Annotated in this window: 17 protein-coding genes; 12 read left to right on the top strand and 5 right to left on the bottom strand. The window is 52.5% G+C overall.

What is annotated here, in order from left to right; all coding sequences use genetic code 11:
• The first annotated feature begins 115 nt into the window (after positions 1-115).
• From AB1K62_RS11290 to AB1K62_RS11260, 7 genes are all read left to right on the top strand, one after another.
• Positions 116-238 (top strand): aa3-type cytochrome c oxidase subunit IV, encoded by a 123-nt coding sequence (locus tag AB1K62_RS11290; protein WP_367003640.1) that lies wholly within the window; start codon positions 116-118, stop codon positions 236-238.
• A 12-nt stretch (positions 239-250) separates the two neighbouring features.
• Positions 251-1381 (top strand): Re/Si-specific NAD(P)(+) transhydrogenase subunit alpha, encoded by a 1131-nt coding sequence (locus AB1K62_RS11285; protein WP_367003639.1) that lies wholly within the window; start codon positions 251-253, stop codon positions 1379-1381.
• A gap of 11 nt (positions 1382-1392) precedes the next feature.
• The gene (locus tag AB1K62_RS11280; RefSeq protein WP_367003638.1) at positions 1393-1689 is read left to right on the top strand and encodes a proton-translocating transhydrogenase family protein; all 297 of its coding nucleotides are present in this window, start codon (positions 1393-1395) and stop codon (positions 1687-1689) included.
• A complete protein-coding gene (locus tag AB1K62_RS11275; protein WP_367003703.1) occupies positions 1686-3170 on the top strand; it encodes an NAD(P)(+) transhydrogenase (Re/Si-specific) subunit beta in 1485 nt (494 codons plus the stop codon). Before AB1K62_RS11280 ends, AB1K62_RS11275 begins: the two co-directional genes overlap by 4 nt.
• 127 nt (positions 3171-3297) lie before the next feature.
• Positions 3298-3993 carry an amino acid racemase gene (locus tag AB1K62_RS11270; protein WP_367003637.1) on the top strand — a complete coding sequence of 232 codons (696 nt, stop codon included), beginning with the start codon at positions 3298-3300 and terminating at the stop codon, positions 3991-3993.
• Positions 3994-4086: 93 nt separating this feature from the next.
• The gene (locus AB1K62_RS11265) at positions 4087-5274 is read left to right on the top strand and encodes a parallel beta-helix domain-containing protein (RefSeq protein WP_367003636.1); all 1188 of its coding nucleotides are present in this window, start codon (positions 4087-4089) and stop codon (positions 5272-5274) included.
• On the top strand, positions 5274-6296 hold the full coding sequence (locus tag AB1K62_RS11260; RefSeq protein ID WP_367003635.1) for an SO2930 family diheme c-type cytochrome: 1023 nt from the start codon (positions 5274-5276) through the stop codon (positions 6294-6296). The genes AB1K62_RS11265 and AB1K62_RS11260 overlap by 1 nt, the downstream gene beginning before the upstream one ends.
• A gap of 102 nt (positions 6297-6398) precedes the next feature.
• Here AB1K62_RS11260 and AB1K62_RS11255 read toward each other — a convergent pair whose 3' ends face one another.
• A complete protein-coding gene (locus AB1K62_RS11255; RefSeq protein ID WP_367003634.1) occupies positions 6399-7631 on the bottom strand; it encodes a multidrug effflux MFS transporter in 1233 nt (410 codons plus the stop codon).
• A gap of 80 nt (positions 7632-7711) precedes the next feature.
• On the opposite strand from AB1K62_RS11255, the gene AB1K62_RS11250 reads away from it, so the two are divergent.
• Positions 7712-9322, top strand: a complete 1611-nt coding sequence (locus AB1K62_RS11250; RefSeq protein ID WP_367003633.1) for a pentapeptide repeat-containing protein — start codon at positions 7712-7714, stop codon at positions 9320-9322.
• Complete coding sequence (gene dinB / locus AB1K62_RS11245) at positions 9319-10422, top strand: DNA polymerase IV (protein ID WP_367003632.1); 1104 nt, start codon at positions 9319-9321, stop codon at positions 10420-10422. The genes AB1K62_RS11250 and dinB overlap by 4 nt, the downstream gene beginning before the upstream one ends.
• A gap of 18 nt (positions 10423-10440) precedes the next feature.
• On the opposite strand, the gene AB1K62_RS11240 is transcribed toward dinB, so the two are convergent.
• The 3 genes from AB1K62_RS11240 to AB1K62_RS11230 all read right to left on the bottom strand — a co-directional run bounded on the left by AB1K62_RS11240 (position 10441) and on the right by AB1K62_RS11230 (position 14118).
• Positions 10441-11829, bottom strand: coding sequence for a glutamate--cysteine ligase (locus AB1K62_RS11240; protein ID WP_367003631.1), 1389 nt, complete (start codon positions 11827-11829; stop codon positions 10441-10443).
• A gap of 123 nt (positions 11830-11952) precedes the next feature.
• Positions 11953-12534 carry a YqaA family protein gene (locus AB1K62_RS11235; protein WP_367003630.1) on the bottom strand — a complete coding sequence of 194 codons (582 nt, stop codon included), beginning with the start codon at positions 12532-12534 and terminating at the stop codon, positions 11953-11955.
• 12 nt (positions 12535-12546) lie between these two features.
• The gene (locus AB1K62_RS11230) at positions 12547-14118 is read right to left on the bottom strand and encodes an alanine/glycine:cation symporter family protein (protein WP_367003629.1); all 1572 of its coding nucleotides are present in this window, start codon (positions 14116-14118) and stop codon (positions 12547-12549) included.
• Between the two features lie 194 nt (positions 14119-14312).
• Here AB1K62_RS11230 and AB1K62_RS11225 point away from each other — a divergent pair, with 194 nt between their 5' ends.
• The 3 genes from AB1K62_RS11225 (at position 14313) to AB1K62_RS11215 (ending at position 18091) form a co-directional block, all read left to right on the top strand.
• A complete protein-coding gene (locus tag AB1K62_RS11225; protein ID WP_367003628.1) occupies positions 14313-15392 on the top strand; it encodes a DUF2855 family protein in 1080 nt (359 codons plus the stop codon).
• Positions 15379-17175: a cyclic nucleotide-binding and patatin-like phospholipase domain-containing protein gene (locus AB1K62_RS11220; RefSeq protein WP_367003627.1), complete on the top strand. Its 1797-nt coding sequence runs from the start codon at positions 15379-15381 to the stop codon at positions 17173-17175. Before AB1K62_RS11225 ends, AB1K62_RS11220 begins: the two co-directional genes overlap by 14 nt.
• A gap of 250 nt (positions 17176-17425) precedes the next feature.
• Complete coding sequence (locus AB1K62_RS11215) at positions 17426-18091, top strand: DUF6151 family protein (protein ID WP_367003626.1); 666 nt, start codon at positions 17426-17428, stop codon at positions 18089-18091.
• Positions 18092-18278: 187 nt separating this feature from the next.
• Here the strand turns inward: AB1K62_RS11215 and AB1K62_RS11210 are convergent, their stop codons facing one another.
• Entirely contained in the window at positions 18279-20126 is a 1848-nt protein-coding gene (locus AB1K62_RS11210; protein WP_367003625.1) for a P-loop NTPase fold protein, read from the bottom strand.
• Between the last annotated feature and the right edge of the window lie 222 nt (positions 20127-20348).

The following is a 20348-nucleotide window of genomic DNA, read 5'->3' as shown; positions in this document are numbered from 1 at the left end:
TTTTCAATCACTCGAAATATTATTTTCTATCACTCTAATTAGGATACGGGCCTTGAGCGATGCGATATATATGTTTAGAGCGAGCGCAAGCTTTGTTCGAATATGTGGAGGAATCATGGCGTCTGATAAGAATATCAAATCGGCGGAAGAAACTTATAGCGGCTTTACCTCTTGGCTGAAGATCTCCTCGATCATTACGGCTCTGGCGGTGCTTTTGGTTGTCATTCTTATAAGCTGATTGGAATAATCCTTGAAAATAGCGGTATTGAAAGAACTCGCCGACGGTGAGCTACGGGTGAGTGCTTCCCCGGAAACGGTAAAGAAGTTCACAGCACTAGGCGCGACTCTGGCGGTGGAAAAGGGCGCAGGCTTGTCTGCTTCGGTTACAGATGCGGATTATGAAGCCGCAGGAGCGAGTATGGGGACGCGCGCAGCAGTGTTGAAAGACGCTGATATTGTGTTGGCTGTACAGGGACCGGATCCCGAGTCGCTTAAATCCATTAAAAAGGGTGCATGGCTGGTCGCCAGCCTTAACCCCTTTGGTGAACGGGCACGAATCGACCAATATGCTGCGCTGGGCATAGATGCGCTGGCGATGGAATTCATGCCACGGATCACCCGTGCACAATCCATGGATATATTATCGTCACAGTCCAACCTCTCGGGATATAAAGCAGTGATTGAGGCGGCATCTTATTATGGCCGCGCTTTCCCGATGATGATGACGGCGGCGGGCACTGTGCCTGCCGCAAAATGTTTTGTCATGGGGGTCGGCGTTGCCGGTTTGCAGGCGATTGCAACGGCCCGGCGTTTGGGCGCGCAAGTGTCGGCTACCGATGTGCGGGCTGCTACCAAAGAGCAGATTAAATCATTGGGCGCAAAGCCGATTTTCGTGGAAGATGTCGCTGGTATCGAGGGGGAGGGCACCGGCGGATATGCTACGGAAATGAGCGAGGAATATCAAAAGGCGCAGGCCGAATTGGTATCCAAACATATCTCCAAGCAGGATATTGTGATTACCACGGCCCTGATCCCGGGGCGTCCGGCGCCGCGTTTGATTTCGGATGCCCAGATCGCAACAATGCGTACAGGTAGTGTGATCGTCGATCTGGCTGCCGAGCAAGGTGGCAACGTCGAAGGCGCTGTTGCTGGCAAGGTGGTCGAAAAGCATGGCGTGAAAATTTACGGCGCCAATAATATGCCGTCCACCATGGCGGCGGACAGTTCGGCTCTGTTCTCTCGGAACCTTTATAACTTCCTCAGCGCCTATTGGGATGAAGAGGCAAAGCGGCCTGTGTTGCCCGATGATGATGAAGTGACAATTGGCATACGGCTAACCAAAGACGGCAAGATAGTGCACGAGCGCCTTCTGGCAAACTAGGGGCAATTCAAATGGACTTTATTTCAATTCTTTCAATTTTCGTGATGGCCTGTTTCGTGGGCTATTATGTGGTCTGGTCGGTGACACCGGCTTTGCATACGCCGTTGATGGCTGTGACCAATGCGATTAGCTCGGTGATCATTGTCGGTGCGTTGATCGCGGCGGCAGCCGGGGCGCAGGCAGATGGCGGTCAAGCCGCGAAATGGCTGGGGCTTGTCGGTGTGGTGCTGGCTAGTGTGAATATATTTGGCGGCTTTGCCGTTACGGAGCGGATGCTCGCAATGTACAAGAAAAAGGAGCGCAAATAATGCGCACATTATTGGGGGGCGCAGCGGCGCTATTTCTCGCAACGCCGGCACTAGCCGCATCTGGAGCCGGTGAACCGGTTAATCCATGGGTGGCGGTCGCTTATCTGATATCCGGCGTATTGTTCATTCTGGCATTGCGGGGGCTATCTTCCCCCGAAAGCAGCCGGGCGGGTAACCGCTATGGTATGATCGGTATGCTGATCGCCGTGGTGACGACTTTGATCACCCATGACATTGCCGGCTTACCCGAAATCGGTGTGGCCATTGTGATTGGCGGCGTAATCGGCTTTGTTATCGCCCGGCGTATTCCAATGACCGATATGCCCCAACTTGTGGCGGCTTTTCACAGTCTTGTCGGTATGGCAGCAGTGCTAGTCGGTATCGCGGCCTATCTCAATCCCGGTGCCTTTGACATATTGGATGCCAATAGCGAGATATTGACAGTCAGCCGGGTGGAACTTGGATTGGGTGTCGCCATTGGTGCGATTACTTTTTCCGGTTCTGTTATCGCCTTTTTGAAACTGAACGGGAATATGTCCGGTGCGCCGATCATGCTGCCGGGCCGTCATGTCATTAATATCGGTGTGTTGCTGGGAATTATCGGTCTGACCGCTTATTTCACAACCCTTCCTACGACTGAAACCGCGGTAATATTCTGGACCATTGTGGTGCTTGCATTTGTCATCGGTTTCCTGTTGATCATTCCGATTGGCGGCGCGGATATGCCGGTCGTTGTGTCGATGCTTAACAGCTATTCCGGCTGGGCGGCGGCAGCCATGGGTTTCACACTTGGCAATACTGCAATGATCATTACTGGCGCGCTGGTTGGTTCGTCGGGTGCGATCCTTTCCTATATCATGTGTAAAGCCATGAACCGCAGCTTTATCAGCGTGATTGCCGGCGGCTTTGGTTCGGATAGCGGCGGAGCATCTGACGGAGCCGAAAAGATCGACCGTCCGTGGAAGCGTGGCAGTGCGGAAGACGCAGCTTATATGATGAAACAGGCGGAAAATGTTATCATCGTGCCAGGATATGGCATGGCGGTAGCACAAGCCCAGCATGCTCTGCGTGAAATGGGTGATATGCTCAAAGAAGAAGGTGCGAACGTTAAATATGCCATTCACCCGGTCGCAGGCCGGATGCCGGGGCACATGAACGTTCTGCTTGCAGAAGCCAATGTTCCTTATGACGAAGTGTTCGAGCTTGAGGATATTAACAGCGAATTTGCGCAAGCGGATGTTGCTTTCATCATCGGTGCCAATGACGTTGTAAACCCGGCGGCAAAAACCGATAAAGGCTCACCCATTTACGGCATGCCGGTATTTGATGTTGATAAGGCTAAAACTATCTTCTTCGTCAAACGCTCTATGGGCGGTGTCGGCTATGCGGGCGTGGACAATGAAGTCTTTTACATGGACCAGACGATGATGCTGTTGTCCGATGCGAAAAAAATGTGCGAGGACATTGTTAAAGCGCTTTGATATTAATGAAATGAAGCCGGCAGGCCAAAATATTGGCTTGCCGGTGGAGTGCCTATTCGGTGTTCCAATACCATATGGTGCAGCAGGCTTTACAAGCGACGCTATCCAGATCAGAAAGTGATTGACCATGCGTAAGATTGGCCTAGTCGGCGGCATGTCATGGGTCTCGACCGAAAGCTATTATCGGCGGATCAACAGTGAAGTCCAACGCCGTCTGGGCGGCTTTTCCAGTGCACAATTGTCAATTGAAAGCGTTAATTACAGCGATTATGCACGGCTGCAATCCGATGATGATTGGGACGCGGCGGCAGGGTTGATGATCCGGTCGGCAAAGCGGCTGGAAAATGCAGGCGCTACAGCAATCCTAATCTGTTCAAACGCGATGCATAAAATTTATGAACAGGTCGCACCCGAAGTAGGCGTACCGATCCTGCATATCGCGGATTGTGTCGGTGACAAGATGGTGGCCAATGGTGTCAAAAACGCAGCGCTGATCGGTACGCGCAATGTTATGACAGAGGGATTCTACCGGAAGCGGCTTGTCGCCAAAGGTGTCACACTCAGCCCACCTGACGAAAATCGGGCGGAGGAGATTGACCGGATAATCTATGAAGAATTGATGTTCAGCCAAGCGTCACGCGATTCGGAACGCACGATGAAAACATTTTTGACCAATATTGCAAAGCAAGAGGTCGAGGCCATTGTTCTGGGCTGCACCGAATTAGCGATGATTGTCGACACAAAGGCGAATATCCTGCCAATATACGATAGTATGGAGATCCATGCTGACGCCGCCGTCGAATGGATGTTGTCCGAAAATTAACTCCGTAAAATCGCGTCATTACTGACAGTATTGTCAATGCCCTTGGCAAGGACGTTAAATTGCGTCATTATCCCTCTCAAAAGGGAGAGAGATATGATCCGCACGTTAATGGCCGTAAGTGCCTTATGCTTTAGCATGCCAGTGCTGGCAAAAACCATTTCGGTAGAGGCTGGCGCAGACGCACAGGAACGCTTGCAGGAAGCGTTGATCCTTGCCGAGCCGGGCGATGTAGTCACTTTGGGCGCAGGAACATTTGAGCTTACCGATGGACTCTCGCTTGATGTGGACAGGGTAACGGTGCGCGGTGCAGGAATGGATCAAACTATTCTGAGCTTTGCCGGACAGCTTGGCGCGGGAGAAGGGTTGCTGGTCACTTCGGACGACGTGGTGCTACGCGACTTTGCGGTTGAAGATAGCAAAGGCGACGGGATTAAATCCAAGGGCGCCGACCGGATTGTCTATCATGCGGTACGCGTAGAATGGACCGGCGGACCAAAAGCCAGCAACGGCGCCTATGGTATATACCCCGTGGAGGCGAGCGACATATTGGTGCAGGATAGCGTTGTTCGCGGCGCTTCGGATGCCGGTATTTATGTCGGTCAGTCGAAAAACATCATTGTCCGCCGCAATACAGCGATTGAAAATGTTGCGGGTATTGAAATCGAAAATAGTTATGACGCCGAGGTTACCGAAAATCTGTTAAACAAGAATACCGGCGGCATTTTAGTGTTTGACCTGCCGAACCTGCCGCAAATGGGGGGGCATAACGTGCTTGTCGCGCGCAATGCGATTATTGACAATAATACCGCTAATTTTGCGCCGGAGGGCAATATTGTTGCTGGCGTCCCGGCGGGAACCGGCGTGATGGTCATGGCCAATCGCAATGTTCATGTGACTGATAATGCAATGATTAACAACGGCACGACCAATGTGATGGTGGTCGCCTATACGCAGAAATTTGACGATCCCAAATATGACCCTACTCCGCGGGATGTATATATTGCAGACAATATTTATGGCCGCACGGGATATGCGCCCGATTTTGATGGAGGGGCCCAATTGGCGGCTGCGTTTGGTGGTGCGTTACCTGCGATTATTTATGATGAACTGGGGCGCGGCTTGATTGTCAGCGATGAAGTGCCAGTGCTTGGCCTTGGTCTGACAAAAGTCGGACAGCCGGTAAGCGAGGCCAAGCCATCGCTTTATAAAAACAGCCTTGAAAACGCTGCGCCATTACAGCCGGTTGTTCTTCCTGCTGTGATGGAGGAGCGCCTCAAATAATGCGTTTGCTGATTGCCGCTATTGCCTTGTGCGCCGCCGGATTTGCGGTGAGCGCCGCTCCAATTCACCGGACGGGACAGGTGGCCGATGCGGTAATTATGGCAGATGTCATGCCCCGAAAACTGGCAGAGTTCGGATTTTTTACCGATGCTTCCGGATGGCAACCGAATCGGGGCGTTCGGCTATATCGGCTCAACAGTCCTCTGTTCAGCGACTATGCGGAAAAATACCGCTATATTTACATACCCGAAGGACAGCAGGCTGTAGCTGATGAAAAGGGTGTCGTACAATTTCCGGTCGGTTCTGCACTGATCAAAAGCTTTGGTTACAAGATTGACGGGAAAGACCGGTTGCTTGAAACCCGGGTAATGCTGCACCGCAAAGGTGGCTGGATCGCGTTGCCTTATGTCTGGAATGCTGATCAGACCGAGGCAACGTTAAAAGTGGCGGGAACGCGGATCCCGGTACGTTTTACCGACCCGTCCAATGTTGTGCGTGATATTAGCTATGCCGTGCCAAACAAGAACCAGTGCAAGGAATGCCATTCACTGTCCGGTGCGGTGGAGCCTATTGGACCAAAACTGAGAAACCTGTCGCCAGACACGCTCGACATGTTAACCGACAATGACATGCTTAAGACTCCGGTCGAAGATCATCCGGCGATACCCGATTATATGGATGATGGAATGCCGCTGGAATCGCGTGCGCGAGCCTATCTCGATATTAATTGTGCCCATTGCCATAATCGTCAGGGCTCGGCGAGTAATTCAGGGCTATTTCTGACCTATGAAGAGCAATCCCCCGTTCAACTTGGTATCGGCAAACGTCCGGTTGCCGCCGGGCGCGGTAGTGGCGGTTTTTCATTCGCGATTGCGCCGGGCCAGCCGGACGAGAGCATCATGTTGTACCGATTGAAAAGTCTGGAACCCGGCGTTGCAATGCCGGAAGTGGGCCGGTCATTGGTTCATCAGGAGGGCGCGGCGCTGTTGAGCGAGTGGATCGCGGCAATGGATAGCAAGTAATCCGGCTATTTTGCGCGACCAGATTATTTTACATTACTGAAGAGCATTCATATCAGCCGTGTTGAGAAGTTTTCAGCAGCTGCACTTGCCGTTTTCCAGTCGCTACCGTTTCGCGGAAGTTTGCACGCGGCGAAACAAAACGCCTTTCTCGGCCCATAATATAAAGAGAAACGTCGCGCAGCCACAAATCACAAAGCCGGTGACCAATGGCAGAGTCGTCCCGTCAAAATGCAGACCGATTGCTCCGCCAATCGCGGCGGAAAGAAGCGTTCGTGTGAAATTCTGAAACGAAGAAGCCACGCCAGCACCTTTGGCAAAGGGCTGCATTGCGATCGAACTGAAATTTGCACCTGTGAAGCCGACCATGCCCATTGATGCGGCTAATAGGACAACGAAAACCGGTAAGGTTAGCCATCCCGCCAACGTCACGACAAGATGGACCAGTGCGGAAAAAATAAAGAATATCAGGCCGACTTGCGATACCCGCCGTGCGCCAAACCGTATAACGATGCGTGAATTGATAAAATTGCAGGCGGCCATTGCCATCGCGTTAATAGCAAAAATAAACACGAAAATGTCGCCGGCGTTAAACGTGGTAACAAAAATTTGCTGGGCGGAGGCGATAAACGCAAATAAGGGTGCCATCATTAAGCCGCTGGCAATGACATGACCAACAGAATTGCGGTGTCGCACCACTTTACCCCATGTGTTGATAACGGAGGAGATGTTTATTTCTATCTTGTCAGCGGGGTTCAGCGTCTCCGGTAGCCGCATCATCACCCAAATCAAAATAGCCAGTCCAAACGTGGATAATACAATGAATATCGCCTGCCACGGGGCAAAAAGAAGCACGAGTTGTCCAGCCATGGGCGCTAGTACGGGCACGATCATGAAGACCATCATGATGGTTGACATGGTGCGGGCCATTGCATCGCCTTCGTATCGGTCGCGAATGATGCTGTTGGCGAGCACACCCATGGCCGATGCGGCAAGCCCCTGAACAAAGCGGGCGATTAGCAACAGATTATAATTCTCGCTAAATGCGCAAAATATCCCAAACCCGATATATATCGCGATAGTCACCAACAGGACCGGTTTGCGGCCATATCGATCAGCCAGCGAGCCATAGAGTATCGACCCTACAGCCATGCCGTAAATATAGGATGTGATCATCCATTGCCGGTCATTTTCGTTGCGCAAACCAAAATCATCGGAAATCAGACCCAGTGCCGGTAGCATGATATCAATCGCTAAAGCATTGAGCGATAACAGGCTGGCCATCATGATGACCAGTTCAATCCGGCCGATCGGGAAGGGGAACGTCTTGTTTTGCATCGGCGGGCTATGGCAACTAATATTCATCGTGGCTATAGATTAAAATAGTACCGCATCAGTTTGGGAGTTACCAGAATAGCGTGACCAGTATAAAGTTTACATGTCATTCCCGTGTGTTTTTGCTGTTACTGGCTATGCTGTTTCCAGTTGTCTCTGCCACGGCGCAATTACCCATTCCTCCTGTACCGGGGTGCCAATATGCCATAGGAGACCTGTACGGTAGTGGTGGTGAGGATCCGGGCGCGGCCCTTAAAACTCATGATGGCGCAGCGATCACTTCACCAGATCAGATTGCCAGCTATTCGCAGGATGCAGGTAGCAAGACGATTATAATCAGGGACGGTGATTTCTCCGGGTGGAGATTCACTGACGTGGATCTGTCCAATATTTGTTTTGTCGAAAGTGACCTCAGCCATTCGGACTGGTCGAGAACGACCGCGCCGGGGCTGGGTTTCATTGGTTCTAATCTCGAAGCTGCCAATATGTCGGGTGCGAAAATGCCTGACATATTGATCCGTAGCAGTAATTTTTCCGCAGTCGATGCCACGGGCGCAGACTGGACGAGTGGCAAGCTGGATGGCGGATGGGACGGAAATGTCGAGAACTTAAATTTGAATAGTGCCAACTTAACCGGCTTTCGCTTTAGCTGCGGGATCACAGTGTCTGATGGCTGTCCACTCTCACGCAGCGGAATCAGCGCGCGAGGTGCAAATCTCGCTTTTTCCGACTGGAGCAGTTTTGACTTTTATCATGCAGATATGACCGGCGCGATTTTAAACCAGGCAGTGATAAGCCCGCGTCAAATGACCAATTTTCGGGATGCAAGTGTGATGGGCGCGGTCTTTCTGACTGGTGGCAATGAAAAAGTCATGATGCTGCCGGAAACATGGATGACGATGATGGCCTCTGCGCTGACAGCGGCGCAAAATGACGCGCCCTCTTTCAATTGTGGTGGCTCCTTGACCCCTATTGAGAAGGAAATTTGCAAGGACCGCAACCTGCGGGAGTATGACCGGCAGATGGTGGTGCTTTTCAAGGAAGTTCGAAAGCGCGACCGGAGGATAATCGAGAGTCAAAAGCTATGGCTTCAAAAGCGCAATAGCTGCGCGGACAATCAATATCCCGGCGAGTGTCTGCGTCAGGCCTATGACCGTCGTGTTGGCCAATTGATCGGCCTGATAGGGGAGTCGGATTGGCTTTCGCCCGGAGAAGAAGCGTTGTTTCTGGAGCAAGTCTTGCCACTGGGCGACGATGTAACCCGGTCCCCAAGCTATGTTCAATTGGTGCCGGTTTTGGCAGAGGAAGCGCGTTCCAGCCTGTGGGTCAGGCGCAACTTAGACGGCAGTATTGAGGCGTCCGGCGATGCTATAGGCGCCAATGCCCATTTGTGCAGCCTGCATGTCAGGGGATTGCGCTTTGATCCGGTAACTGGCTGGTACAGTTTGACGACTCGCAAAGGCGATGAGAGCCGCAATGTTCCGGTTATGCGCTATTATGACGGACGGATAGACATTTACCATGATGGGAGATTGAGCACTGATGAGGAATTGCCAACGCCCAATGATGGGATGATCAATGCTCCGAATTATATAAGCTGCGGCGCGCGGGCAAGCTTTCCATCCATGGTTAAAATGGCCGTCCCGGCGGCGCTGATGGATCAGTATCGCGAGGCCGCCGAAGAGGAAAGATGACGGAGCAACCGGGCATCCGCAAAATCATCCATATTGATATGGATGCTTTTTTTGCGAGCGTCGAGCAGCGCGATCATCCTGAATTGCGCGGCAAGCCGGTTGCCGTTGGTGGATCATCGGCGCGCGGAGTTGTCGCAGCGGCAAGCTATGAAGCACGTAAATTCGGTGTGCGGTCTGCAATGCCCTCGGTTACGGCGAAACGGCGCTGTCCGGACCTGATATTTGTGCAGCACCGCTTTGATGTCTACCGATCAGTATCACAGCAGATCCGCGCGATATTCCGGATGCACAGCGATCTGGTTGAACCACTGTCGCTCGACGAAGCGTATATTGATGTGACCCACGACAAAATGGGCATAGGTAACGCAACCCGCATTGCCGAAATGATACGCGCAGAGATAAGGAAACAGACCGCACTAACGGCCAGTGCCGGGGTGAGCTATAACAAGTTCATCGCCAAAATCGCCTCGGACCAGAATAAGCCGGACGGAATATGTGTGATCAAGCCGCATCAGGGGGCAGACTTTGTCGCGGGACTACCTGTCAGACGTTTTTTTGGCGTTGGTCCGAAAACAGCTGAACGTATGGCGGCGCTCGACATCCACACTGGTGCGGATTTGCGCGCTCAGTCTGAGGCGTTTCTGCGCCAGAATTTTGGCAAATCTGCCGGTTATCTTTATCGGGCATGTCGCGGCGTGGACCACCGTGAAGTAAAGCCCAACCGTATCCGCAAATCTGTCGGCGGGGAACGCACCTATGGTAGAGACCTTGTCAGTGAGAGTGATCTAGAAGATGCGCTGGATAAGATTATTGATATCGTCTGGAAAAATATTGAGAAAACCGGATCGAGGGGACGGACTGTAACATTAAAGGCCAAATATGCCGATTTTCGCCAGATAACACGGTCGAGGTCATTGGAACGCAATGTCGAGAGCAAGTCCGAATTTGCCGATATAGGCCACGCATTGCTGTCCAGTATCATGCCAGTGGAAAACGGAGTGCGGCTGCTTGGCCTGACGCTTGGAAACCTTGATCTGCCAAAAGAGGACGCTGGGAATAAGCCGGTAGAGACAGCTGCACAGGCGAGATTTGAATTTTAATATGCGGGATCAGGGTGATCAAAAACTCATTTCATCATAGATGCGTGACAAATCGCCATTCCATTCGCCATGATAGCGATCAAGCAACTGGGCCGCCGGTGACTTTCCTTGGGCCACAACCTCACGCAGCGGGTCGAGGAAGCCGCTTTCATTGTCGCCGCTGGTGTTGAGACGGTTCCGCGCTGTCAGGCCGGACGAAGCAATGTCAAGTATTTCACTCGCCAGATCCAGCATCTTGCCTCCATCCGGTAGCGGCGTGTTAAGTCCCATTTTTGGCACTGTGTTACGCAATTCTTCACGCTCTTCCATGTTCCAGTGCTTAACCCGGTCCCATGCGGCGTGCAGTGCAGCTTGATCGTATAACAAGCCGACCCAGAAAGCAGGAAGCGCGCAAATGCGGTTCCACGGGCCGCCATCGGCGCCGCGCATCTCAAGAAAACTTTTCAGTCGCACTTCGGGAAAAGCGGTAGAAAGATGATCATTCCAATCCGCCATGGTCGGTTTTTCACCCGGAAGCACCGATAGTTCCCCGTTCAGGAAGTCCCGGAAACTAAGGCCCGCCGCATTGATATATTTACCGTCACGAAAAACGAAATACATCGGCACATCAAGCATATATTGGGCATAGCGCTCGTAACCAAAACCTTCATCAAAGACAAAGGGCAGCATGCCGGTGCGATGCGGATCGGTGTCTGACCAGATATGGCTACGGAAGCTCTCAAAGCCATTAGGCTTTCCTTCGGTGAATGGCGAGTTGGCAAAAAGTGCAGTGGCAAGTGGTTGTAGCGCCAAACCGACACGGAATTTTTTCACCATATCCGCTTCACTGGCATAGTCGAGATTGACCTGAATGGTGCAGGTGCGCAACATCATGTCCAGGCCGAGATTGCCGACCGTTGGCATATGTTTTACCATGATCTCATAGCGCCCTTTTGGCATGATCGGTAATTCTGCGCGCGTCTTGTCTGGCCACATTCCCATGCCGAGGAACCCTGAGCCGGTCTTTGCACCAATCGCTTTAACCTGTTCCAAATGGCGGCCGGTTTCGTTGCAAGTTTCATGCAGGTTTTCGAGCGGAGCGCCGGATAATTCAAGTTGACCAGCTGGTTCGAGGCTAATTGCGCCATCATCACCAGACATAGCTATGACATGTTGTTTCCCATCCGGCCCGGTTTCTTCTACCGGTGTCCAGCCAAACTCCTGTAAAGCAAGGAGTATATCCCTGATCCCGCCGGGTTCTTCATAGCTGGGGGCGTGATGATCCTGCGAACAATAGACGAATTTCTCATGCTCTGTGCCGATGCGCCATTGCTCTTTCGGCTTCTCGCCGCTTTGCATGGGTGCAATCAGTTCGCTGATATCCTCAATCACAGGATCATTGCTCTTTGAAACTTTTCCGGTGCTCATCACCCGTGTTTAGGCAAGTGTCGATTATATCGCTACAAATATTTTGTTCTGTAGCCAGAGGAAATGTAAGTTTGGGGTCAGAATCAAATTAAAATTGCGCTATTCGCATGATATTCAACGATTTCATACGAGCCAACGCACTACTGCAAAACCACCAACGAATAATATGCCTCCAACAGTGGTGGCGAGCGCAAAATTTCTGTCGATCCATGTCTTCATCGGCATGCCGAACCGGCCCAGAAGTATAGCGACGATGAAGAATCGCGCGGCACGGGAAATTATCGCCGCAAAGATCAATATATAGAGCGGCATTGCCGTGCTGCCCGCAGCGATTGTGATAATTTTAAATGGTAAAGGCGTGAACCCGGCGAGCAGAACAACGATCCAGCCCTGTTCATTGAAGTTTTGAGCAAACAGTTCAAACTTGTCGGTCACGCCATAAAATTCGAGAATGGCAATACCGATAGTTTCGAACAAAAAATAACCGATGGCATAGCCAAGCAATGCGCCGAGAACCGAAGCCACGGTGCAAATAAAGGCATACCACAGGGATTTTTCCGGCTTGGCGAGACACATGGGCGCAAGCAGGACATCAGGTGGAATCGGGAAAAAGCTCGATTCGGTGAAACTGAACCCGGCTAGCCATTTGCTAGCGTGACGATGCCCGGCCTTGTCGAGCATCCAGTCATAAAGGCGTTTGATCATTTATATAGAACCTTAATGCCCTACTGCACCGGTGATTTCCTGTGTCAGTTCTTTAGGAGTTTCCCGGCCATGGTCGGTGCCAGCAGTGCGGTTGCCCTTGGCCAGCGCAAAAACCACACCGGACAAGGCGAGCAGGGCGACGATATTCGGCAGCGTCATCACCGCGTTTGAAATATCCCCGAGCCGCCAGATCAGTTCGAGTGGCGCGAATGATCCAAAGAATATCACGACACACCAAAGAATTCGCCACACGAAATGGAGCTTTTTTTCACCGCTAAGCGTAGATCCGGGTAGTAGGTCATAAAGATAGGTGATCGCCCGTTCACCGTAATAGCTCCACGTCAGCAGCGTCGTGAACACGAAAAGGATGAGCGCGATGGAGACGACCAAAGTACCGATAGGAACGTTAAAGACTTGGAACGGGAAAGCCGCTGCATAAGCCCCGGATGTCATCGCGAAACCGCCAAGATCGGACTGCCAGGCATGTTCCACCGCCTGTTTGACACCATTAGCATCGGTCACGGTGAAGTCTCCTGCCACGGTCAACATGACCAGCGCGGTCATGGTGCAAATGATGACAGTGTCGATAAATGTGCCCATCATGGCAAAGCGGCCTTGCGCAGCCGGATCATTGGTCTGTGCAACAGCATGGGCGATCGGGGTTGAACCTTGCCCTGCCTCGTTAGAGAATAGACCGCGGGCTACACCGGCGCGAATGGCAATTATGATCATCCCGCCCAAAAAGCCACCGGCTGCTGCATCATAACCGAATGCACCGGCAAAGATGCGCGAGAATGTTTCGGGCAGGTAAGGCAGGTTGATTATCAATGCGATGAACGCCATCAACAGATAGGCACCAGCCATCCACGGCACGATGGTTTCGGCAACACGGCCAATTGACTTGATACCGCCAATGATTACCGCAAAAACTGCAACAGCAGCAACCGCGCCACCAATCCATTCCGGAACACCGAACAGTTCATTGGCACTGTCACCAAGGCTATTTGCCTGAATCCCATTGCCGGTTACAAGTGCAGAGAACAGAGCCCCCAAACAAAAAAGAACCGCTAACCAGACCCATTTTGGTCCCAGACCGATGGTGATATAGGTCATCGGTCCGCCACGGTAGACTCCCTCTGCGGTCTGTTCGCGAAAGCGCACTGCCAGCGACCCTTCAGCAAAAGCCAGCGCCATGCCAAAGAGAGCCGTCACCCACATCCAGAAAATTGCTCCTGGCCCGCCCAGCGTGATCGCAGTTGCTACACCTGCCAGATTGCCGGTACCAACCTGGCCGGAAAGAGCGGTAGACAGAGCCGCAAATGGAGAAATTTCTCCAGCGCCCTGCTTGCCGGATCTTTTGAAAAGTGCTGCGAAAGACGGAAACAGACGCCATAAGGGATAGCCGCGCAAGCCGATCATAAAATAGATGCCAGCACCCAGCAATACAATGACCATCGGGGGGATAGGTTGACCAGCGATAGACAGTATCGTTTCCCCGTTCCACGTGCCGCCCCAGATGAAATCCGATATATTTGTTACTGGTTCAATAGCAGCTTCAAACCCGGAAACTGGTGCTGTACTCACTGAACTTCTCCCCGTTTCGCGCACTTTGGCGCTGATATATTACCCGATTTGGGCTGTAATTAAATTACAAGCGCGACAGAATTAGCAGCCAAGTCAATTTTGGCAAATGCTTTTGCCAGATGATTTTGAAAGCCTATGATAAGTTTGCAAAATCGTGAACAATAACATGATTCTTAACTGATGGAGCAGTGCATATGGGTGACCGGATCAATAGTCTCTGGGTAAAGAAAACCGATCTTTCTCAAAGCGAATGGCACAATTTGCCGCCGCCGGACCTTGCCAAAGGGGAGATTTTGATGGCGGTCGAGAAATATGCAGTAACTGCAAATAACATCACTTATGCAGCGGTTGGCGATGGCTTTGGTTACTGGAACTTCTTCCCGACCAGTGATAGGGATTGGGGAATAGTACCGGTCTGGGGGTTCGCCACAGTGATCCAGTCTAACCATACAGATATTGCTGAGGGGGAGCGGGTTTACGGCTATCTACCGATGGCCAGCCATTTGGTGGTTAAGCCCGAGAATCTCTCTGATGCCGGTTTTGTGGATGGTGTACAGCACCGTCAGGGGCTAGCGATCATCTATAATCAATATCACCGACTTGGTACAGATTCCGGGGAACTGGAAGACGAGCGGGCGCTTTATCAACCTTTGTTCACGACCAGCTTCCTGATCGAGGATGTTATGCGTAAGGATGACTGGCACGGCGCAGAAGCGGTGTTACTTACCAGTGCATCGTCGAAAACCGCATTGGGCCTTGCGACGGTGACCCGTAACCTTAGCCCCGCTATCAAACGCATTGGTCTAACGTCACCGACAAACCGCGATTTCGTTGAACAGACCGGACTATATGATCAGGTTTTAACCTATGATGATCTAGGCAAGGCAGTAAGCGATCAACCGATAGTCTCAGTCGATTTCGCCGGGAACAGCAAGCTGTTGGCTGCTATTCATGCACATTGGGACTCGAATCTGAAGTTCAGTTCACTGGTCGGGGCAACCCATGTCACCGCCCGCGATGGCGCAGGAGATCTGAAAGGTCCAAAGCCGGTGCTGTTCTTTGCTCCAACTGCGGCTGAAACGCTTATCAAAGAAGTCGGGCCGGTTACGTTTCGCGCCAAGGTGGATGAGCAGTTTGCCGCCTTTGTCACAGAAGTCGCAAATCATCTGTCGGTCGAACATCTGTCCGGGCAAGAGGCTTTACAAAGCGCCTATCTGGACATGCTTGCTGGCAAGGTTCCGCCTGACCGTGGTTTGATCTGTGTCTTTGGCTGATCGGCCTGATCTGGCACGTCATGCCCTGTTTACCGGAGTTTCGGACGCGGCGCTTGATGCGCTGGCGACTGCGTCAAAGCGCAAACCTGTCCGCGGGGGTGAGCTATTGGTGGCGCAGGGTGATGACGCTGGTGCGCTCTACTTTGTCGAGTCAGGACGGTTCCGCGTGGTGGTCAACAAGCTCCATATCGTCGCCTTTATCGAGGCCGGTGAAGCGGTTGGCGAACTGGCTTTCTTCGCTGGAGGCAAACGCACTGCCGATGTGATTGCCACTCGCGATTCGGCCGTGCTGGAAGTGTCGCGCAGCGCCTTTGACGCTATTGCACAGGAACATCCCGAGCTGACTCAGGCGATGCTGAAGCTGGTGTCACAGCGGCTCGTAGTCGCCACTGCCCGCACGGCATCGGTGTCAAGCAGCACGCCGCGAGTGATTGCCATTCTGCCCGCCGGGAACAGCCCGTTACCAGAAGAGCTGTTACCGCGTTTGACAGCGGCGTTTGAAGCGGTTGTAAAGCCCGAAACGCCGGTGATAGCCGTGGACAGACATAGCTGCCCTGCAACTGATGGTGATGGCTATCAGGCGTGGTTGGCGCAGCAAGAGGCGAAGGGCGCCTATGTCCTGATCGACGGAAGCGGGGCCGACAAGTGGGGAAGGCAGGTCTGCCGCAATGCCGATGGGCTGGTCATGGTGGGACGGCCTGACACCTGCGATGCCGAGCCTAATGCGATGGAGCGCGCCGCGATGGACTGGGTTCCCGCGCCGCAGCGGACGTTGCTGTTGGTGCGCGAGAAGGCGACTGATCCGATCGCCAATAGCGGGGCGTGGATCGACCCGCGCGATCCCAAGCTGCATCACCATGTTGCATTGGACAGCGCAAAGGGCAGGGACTGCGACTTTGCGAAGGTCGCGCGATTCCTGACGGGGCGTGCGATCGGCTTGGTTCTGGCGGGCGGAGGGGCGCTTGGTTGCGCGCATCTGGGCGTGGTTCAGGCGCTGCGCGATGCCCGTATACCGATTGACTTCATCGGCGGCGCAAGTGCCGGAGCCGCGATGGGCGCGGCGATTGCCAGCGGCCTTAGTGTGGACGAGACTCTGGACCAGATGGAGGCCATGTTCATCAAGGCAAAGGCGATGCGGCGGCTCACCCTGCCGCTCTACTCGTTGCTCGACCCGACGGTGTTCGATGCAGAGCTGCGCCAGCGCTACGGGAGCGCCGACATTGCCGACCAACCCATTGGATTCTTTGGAGTTTCTACCAATTTGTCGACCAACGGCCTGCACATCCACCGGCGTGGTCCCTTGTGGGAATCTGTCCGCGCATCGGGATCGTTGCCGACAATTTTGCCGCCATTTATTGACCGCGCAGGAAATATATTGGTCGATGGCGGCGTGCTCGACAATGTGCCGGTAAAGATCATGCACGGACTGAAAACCGGCCCCAATATCGTCGTGTCGCTGGGCGATCCGGACGAGATCTGGCGCGCGCCGGTGGAATATGATGACATCCGCGGGCGTTGGACCTTGTTGCGCGATGTGCTGCTCCGGCGCAAGCGGGAGGCCGAGTTTCCCTCGATCATCGAAATCATGTCGCGCTCTATGGTGGTCGCAAGCCGCATGGCGTCAAAGGAAATGCTGGGCGAGGATGACATATTGGTCAACCCGCCGGTCATCCCCGATATGCAGATACTCGACTGGCATCTGGGCCGCGAACTGGCGGCAATGACAGCGGAGTATATCACCAAACAGGTTATTGATAGCGCTGGATTAAGGGGTTTGGGGTGACGGTGGGCTGGTTCATGATTTGTTAGGCGCCTCCGGCAAACGTCCTGCGACAGCCTCAAAACTATCGGAAAGCACCTCAGAACTATCGGAAAGCAAAAGCATCTCCCAATAATAACCCCGCAGGAAAGTCTGCGTTCAGCAGACCCGACCTAATCGCCCATGACGCGGGACGAAGTCCGCCCCGAATATTTCTGACATTGATAACCGATTGTAAAGGCGGGGCGGTAATATATATGTATAAGGACCGCAAATGATCGCCACACCAAATCCCCCGCAACCGCTTGATTTCCAATGCGAATGTGGCGCTGTTCACGGCGTGTTGCATGACGCATCCTCGCGGCGGGGCCGCCGGCTGGTCTGTCATTGCAATGATTGTCAGGTCTTTGCCCACTATCTGGGCCATGAAACATGGATGCTGGACGATAATGCCGGAACGTCCGTTTATCAGACGGACCTGTCACGATTTGAAATCACCAAAGGGCGTGAGCAGATCGCCTGTGCCAATCTGACCAGCAAATCCATGCTGCGCTGGTATTGCGGAAAATGCCGCACGCCGATTGCCAATACGCTGGGTTCCGGTCGCTCCGGCTTTATCTCGTTGATCCTCACCGGCTTTGACCGCGCAAAAACCAACGCATTATTGGGCGCAGAGGCCGACCATATCGCCACCCGATCGGGCGCGGGAGATAGAAGCAAGCTTAAAAAAGCGGGAATTTTGGGTATGACAGCGATGCTATGGGACATAATGACCCGCGCCATCAACGCGTGGTTGAAACCGGAGCTATGCCAATCATCGCTGTTCGATAGTGCGACCGGAAAGCCGGTGGCGACGCCAAAAAAACTGACCCGCGCAGAGCGGCTGGCGCTGGATGAAAAAGCGGATGTTTACCGCGATGTTCTGGCGGAACTGGGGTAGGGGGTGACGGTTATTGCGGGAATGACGGATTAAAAAATGCCTCGTCATCCTGAACTTGTTTCAGGATCTATTTTTGGGATTGCGCTTGTCAAAGTTCGTGCCGCTAAATTAGCGTCAACTTTTGGGTGGGAAGCGGAAGGGCGAATTTCGGAGAGGATTCTAAGAATGCAGACACGTGCTCAGACAGTCACTTAGGTTCGACTGCGGTCTGCATTTCATTGAATATATTTGGTTTGATGCGTTTCAGACGAAAGGCGTCGAGCCCAACCGCAGCATCTATGCGGACATCCATTTCCCGTTCAACTTCGATCAGCCAAGGCCGCTCATCACGTAAGTGTCGTTCGAGTTGCCCATGTTCGTAGCGGTTGTCGAGCGCCAACATTGTCAGTTGCCAGCTACTGCGTGGCCCGTCAAGCCAAGCATCTACGAAGGATTTCGGGGAAATTTCAGCTAGGATCGGAATGTGTGCGAGGGGATTCGTTTCATAGTTGGATGGTGAAATTGTCTGGTAGATTGACGAAGGCTCTTCCTTTAACAGGCGTAAAATCTCTTTTGCATGGTCTGGATATGTATCCTTTAATGCCTGCTGCTGCGCATTCTTAACATGTTTACAGATTTCATCGAAATGCGGCTTAGTTGTATCAGATGTCCAATAACTGTATCCCCCATAAGCTTGGAACAATCGATCAAAGGGCTCATACTCTAATGATTCTGCAGGAAGTCGACCTTCGGATAACAGGTCGTCGATATATTTCAGGCTAAGGTTAGTCTCTTCGTCCATGCTTCGGCCGGAAACATTCTGCTCGGCCATCATGAGACGAAGCGCTGCTATGTGCAAAAACTCACCTATATTCGTCACCGAGCGTTCGTCAAACTGACTCTGCATTAAAGCAATACCCTCGTTGAGGATATCGTCGTCCAGTGCATCTAACTGCATTACGATCTGCCACGGAGCCGCATCTGACGCCTTAATGAAGTACTGAGTTTGATCCAACCACGCAGTTATGCGCTCGGGATCAAATCGACCTTCGATAAGCGTCGCCTCAACGATCTCATCGCTCAGAATTGTGCCGGTAAGATCGGAAGAGGCATATCGAGAAACAATAGCACTAACTGGCTTCTCTTCTTTAGGTGCCTCTCGTTTCATTCTCTCCGAGACAGCCTGCTCCATTCGCTTGATCAATAAATCTCGGTTCAAATTCCCTGCACGCACCTCGATATCCAAGGCACAGAAGAACCGCAGAACATGGTCTATGGCATCTTGATTGGCGAGATGCCGTGGGTCGAATGTTGCACTGAGCCGGGCAATGTCGTTAAGGACATGCTTAAGAATGCGTAAAGACGACTGACCGGATTGCGCCCAAATTTCTTCGACTAGTGATCGTTTTCCCGAGACGAAAGTGCTCTCGGTTTGGATTGTAATATCTGCAAGGAACGCGTCGAATGCCGCCTCAGTCTGCGGTACGGCCTGAACGGTATGTCCGAATGTCTTTTCTTTAAGTTCGGCTATCTCAGCTGCAATGCGTTCATCATGGCAGATCACGACGACACGGAAGCCGCGATGTTCCACGTAGTAATTGATAGCCCCAAGCAACTCTTTTGTTTGAAGGGGGCTTCGTTCCAAGTCGTCAAAAACGATAGTGCGATCCGACTTTAAGCGTTGCCGGAGATACGTGTTCCAGACGCTATTGGCGAAGCCCGCGAGGGCGTAATGATCGCCCATCGCTTTACCCACCTCACCGAAGGTAGCTACATACTCCCCAGCTTTAAGGCTCGGAATGCATGCCGCTAGAACTGCGTCATGAATGGCATTCACGCTATCGAGCCCGTAAAGACTCACGAAATAGCGCTTGGTCTCCGGTATGACCTTCTTCACTTGGTGTGTCTTGCCAACTCCCCAAGGGCCAGTCACCAGAACGGCGTACCCTGGAGCCGCTAGGGTTGAATAATAACTGAGATAATTCGCAAGAGCAGTATCTGGCACAGCATTTGCGATTTGCTTGTCGGCTTCCGGCACAATGCCCTTTTCCCCCATGATTCGGCTCAGTAATTGTCTCATGTTATTTGGTATAGAACGAAATTATTCATTTCACATCCTATGATACGATTTTAGCAGTTTTGGGCAAATCGGACTGCTCGGAAGCTATAATATAGAATAGCAGGATACGATGACGCCTTGCGCAGGTGGCGGAGCGCGGCAGTGTATCCCGCTAAATGACCGATTTAGGGAACGAGAAGCTGCGTCCCGAATGACTGA

Origin of the sequence: Parasphingorhabdus sp. JC815 (assembly GCF_040717415.1) — a bacterium.
GTDB lineage: Bacteria > Pseudomonadota > Alphaproteobacteria > Sphingomonadales > Sphingomonadaceae > Parasphingorhabdus.
The sequence above is the reverse complement of the archived record's forward strand: the minus strand, read 5'-3'. Positions and strand labels throughout refer to the sequence as shown.

What these genes read in the sequence shown, in the direction of transcription:
- AB1K62_RS11290 (WP_367003640.1), top strand. Translation starts at nt 116, where the DNA reads ATGGCGTCTGATAAGAATATCAAATCGGCGGAAGAAACTTATAGCGGC.
- AB1K62_RS11280 (WP_367003638.1), top strand. Translation starts at nt 1,393, where the DNA reads ATGGACTTTATTTCAATTCTTTCAATTTTCGTGATGGCCTGTTTCGTG.
- AB1K62_RS11270 (WP_367003637.1), top strand. Translation starts at nt 3,298, where the DNA reads ATGCGTAAGATTGGCCTAGTCGGCGGCATGTCATGGGTCTCGACCGAA.
- AB1K62_RS11265 (WP_367003636.1), top strand. Translation starts at nt 4,087, where the DNA reads ATGATCCGCACGTTAATGGCCGTAAGTGCCTTATGCTTTAGCATGCCA.
- AB1K62_RS11260 (WP_367003635.1), top strand. Translation starts at nt 5,274, where the DNA reads ATGCGTTTGCTGATTGCCGCTATTGCCTTGTGCGCCGCCGGATTTGCG.
- AB1K62_RS11255 (WP_367003634.1), bottom strand. Translation starts at nt 7,631, where the DNA reads ATGCAAAACAAGACGTTCCCCTTCCCGATCGGCCGGATTGAACTGGTC.
- dinB (WP_367003632.1), top strand. Translation starts at nt 9,319, where the DNA reads ATGACGGAGCAACCGGGCATCCGCAAAATCATCCATATTGATATGGAT.
- AB1K62_RS11240 (WP_367003631.1), bottom strand. Translation starts at nt 11,829, where the DNA reads ATGAGCACCGGAAAAGTTTCAAAGAGCAATGATCCTGTGATTGAGGAT.
- AB1K62_RS11235 (WP_367003630.1), bottom strand. Translation starts at nt 12,534, where the DNA reads ATGATCAAACGCCTTTATGACTGGATGCTCGACAAGGCCGGGCATCGT.
- AB1K62_RS11225 (WP_367003628.1), top strand. Translation starts at nt 14,313, where the DNA reads ATGGGTGACCGGATCAATAGTCTCTGGGTAAAGAAAACCGATCTTTCT.
- AB1K62_RS11215 (WP_367003626.1), top strand. Translation starts at nt 17,426, where the DNA reads ATGATCGCCACACCAAATCCCCCGCAACCGCTTGATTTCCAATGCGAA.
- AB1K62_RS11210 (WP_367003625.1), bottom strand. Translation starts at nt 20,126, where the DNA reads ATGGGGGAAAAGGGCATTGTGCCGGAAGCCGACAAGCAAATCGCAAAT.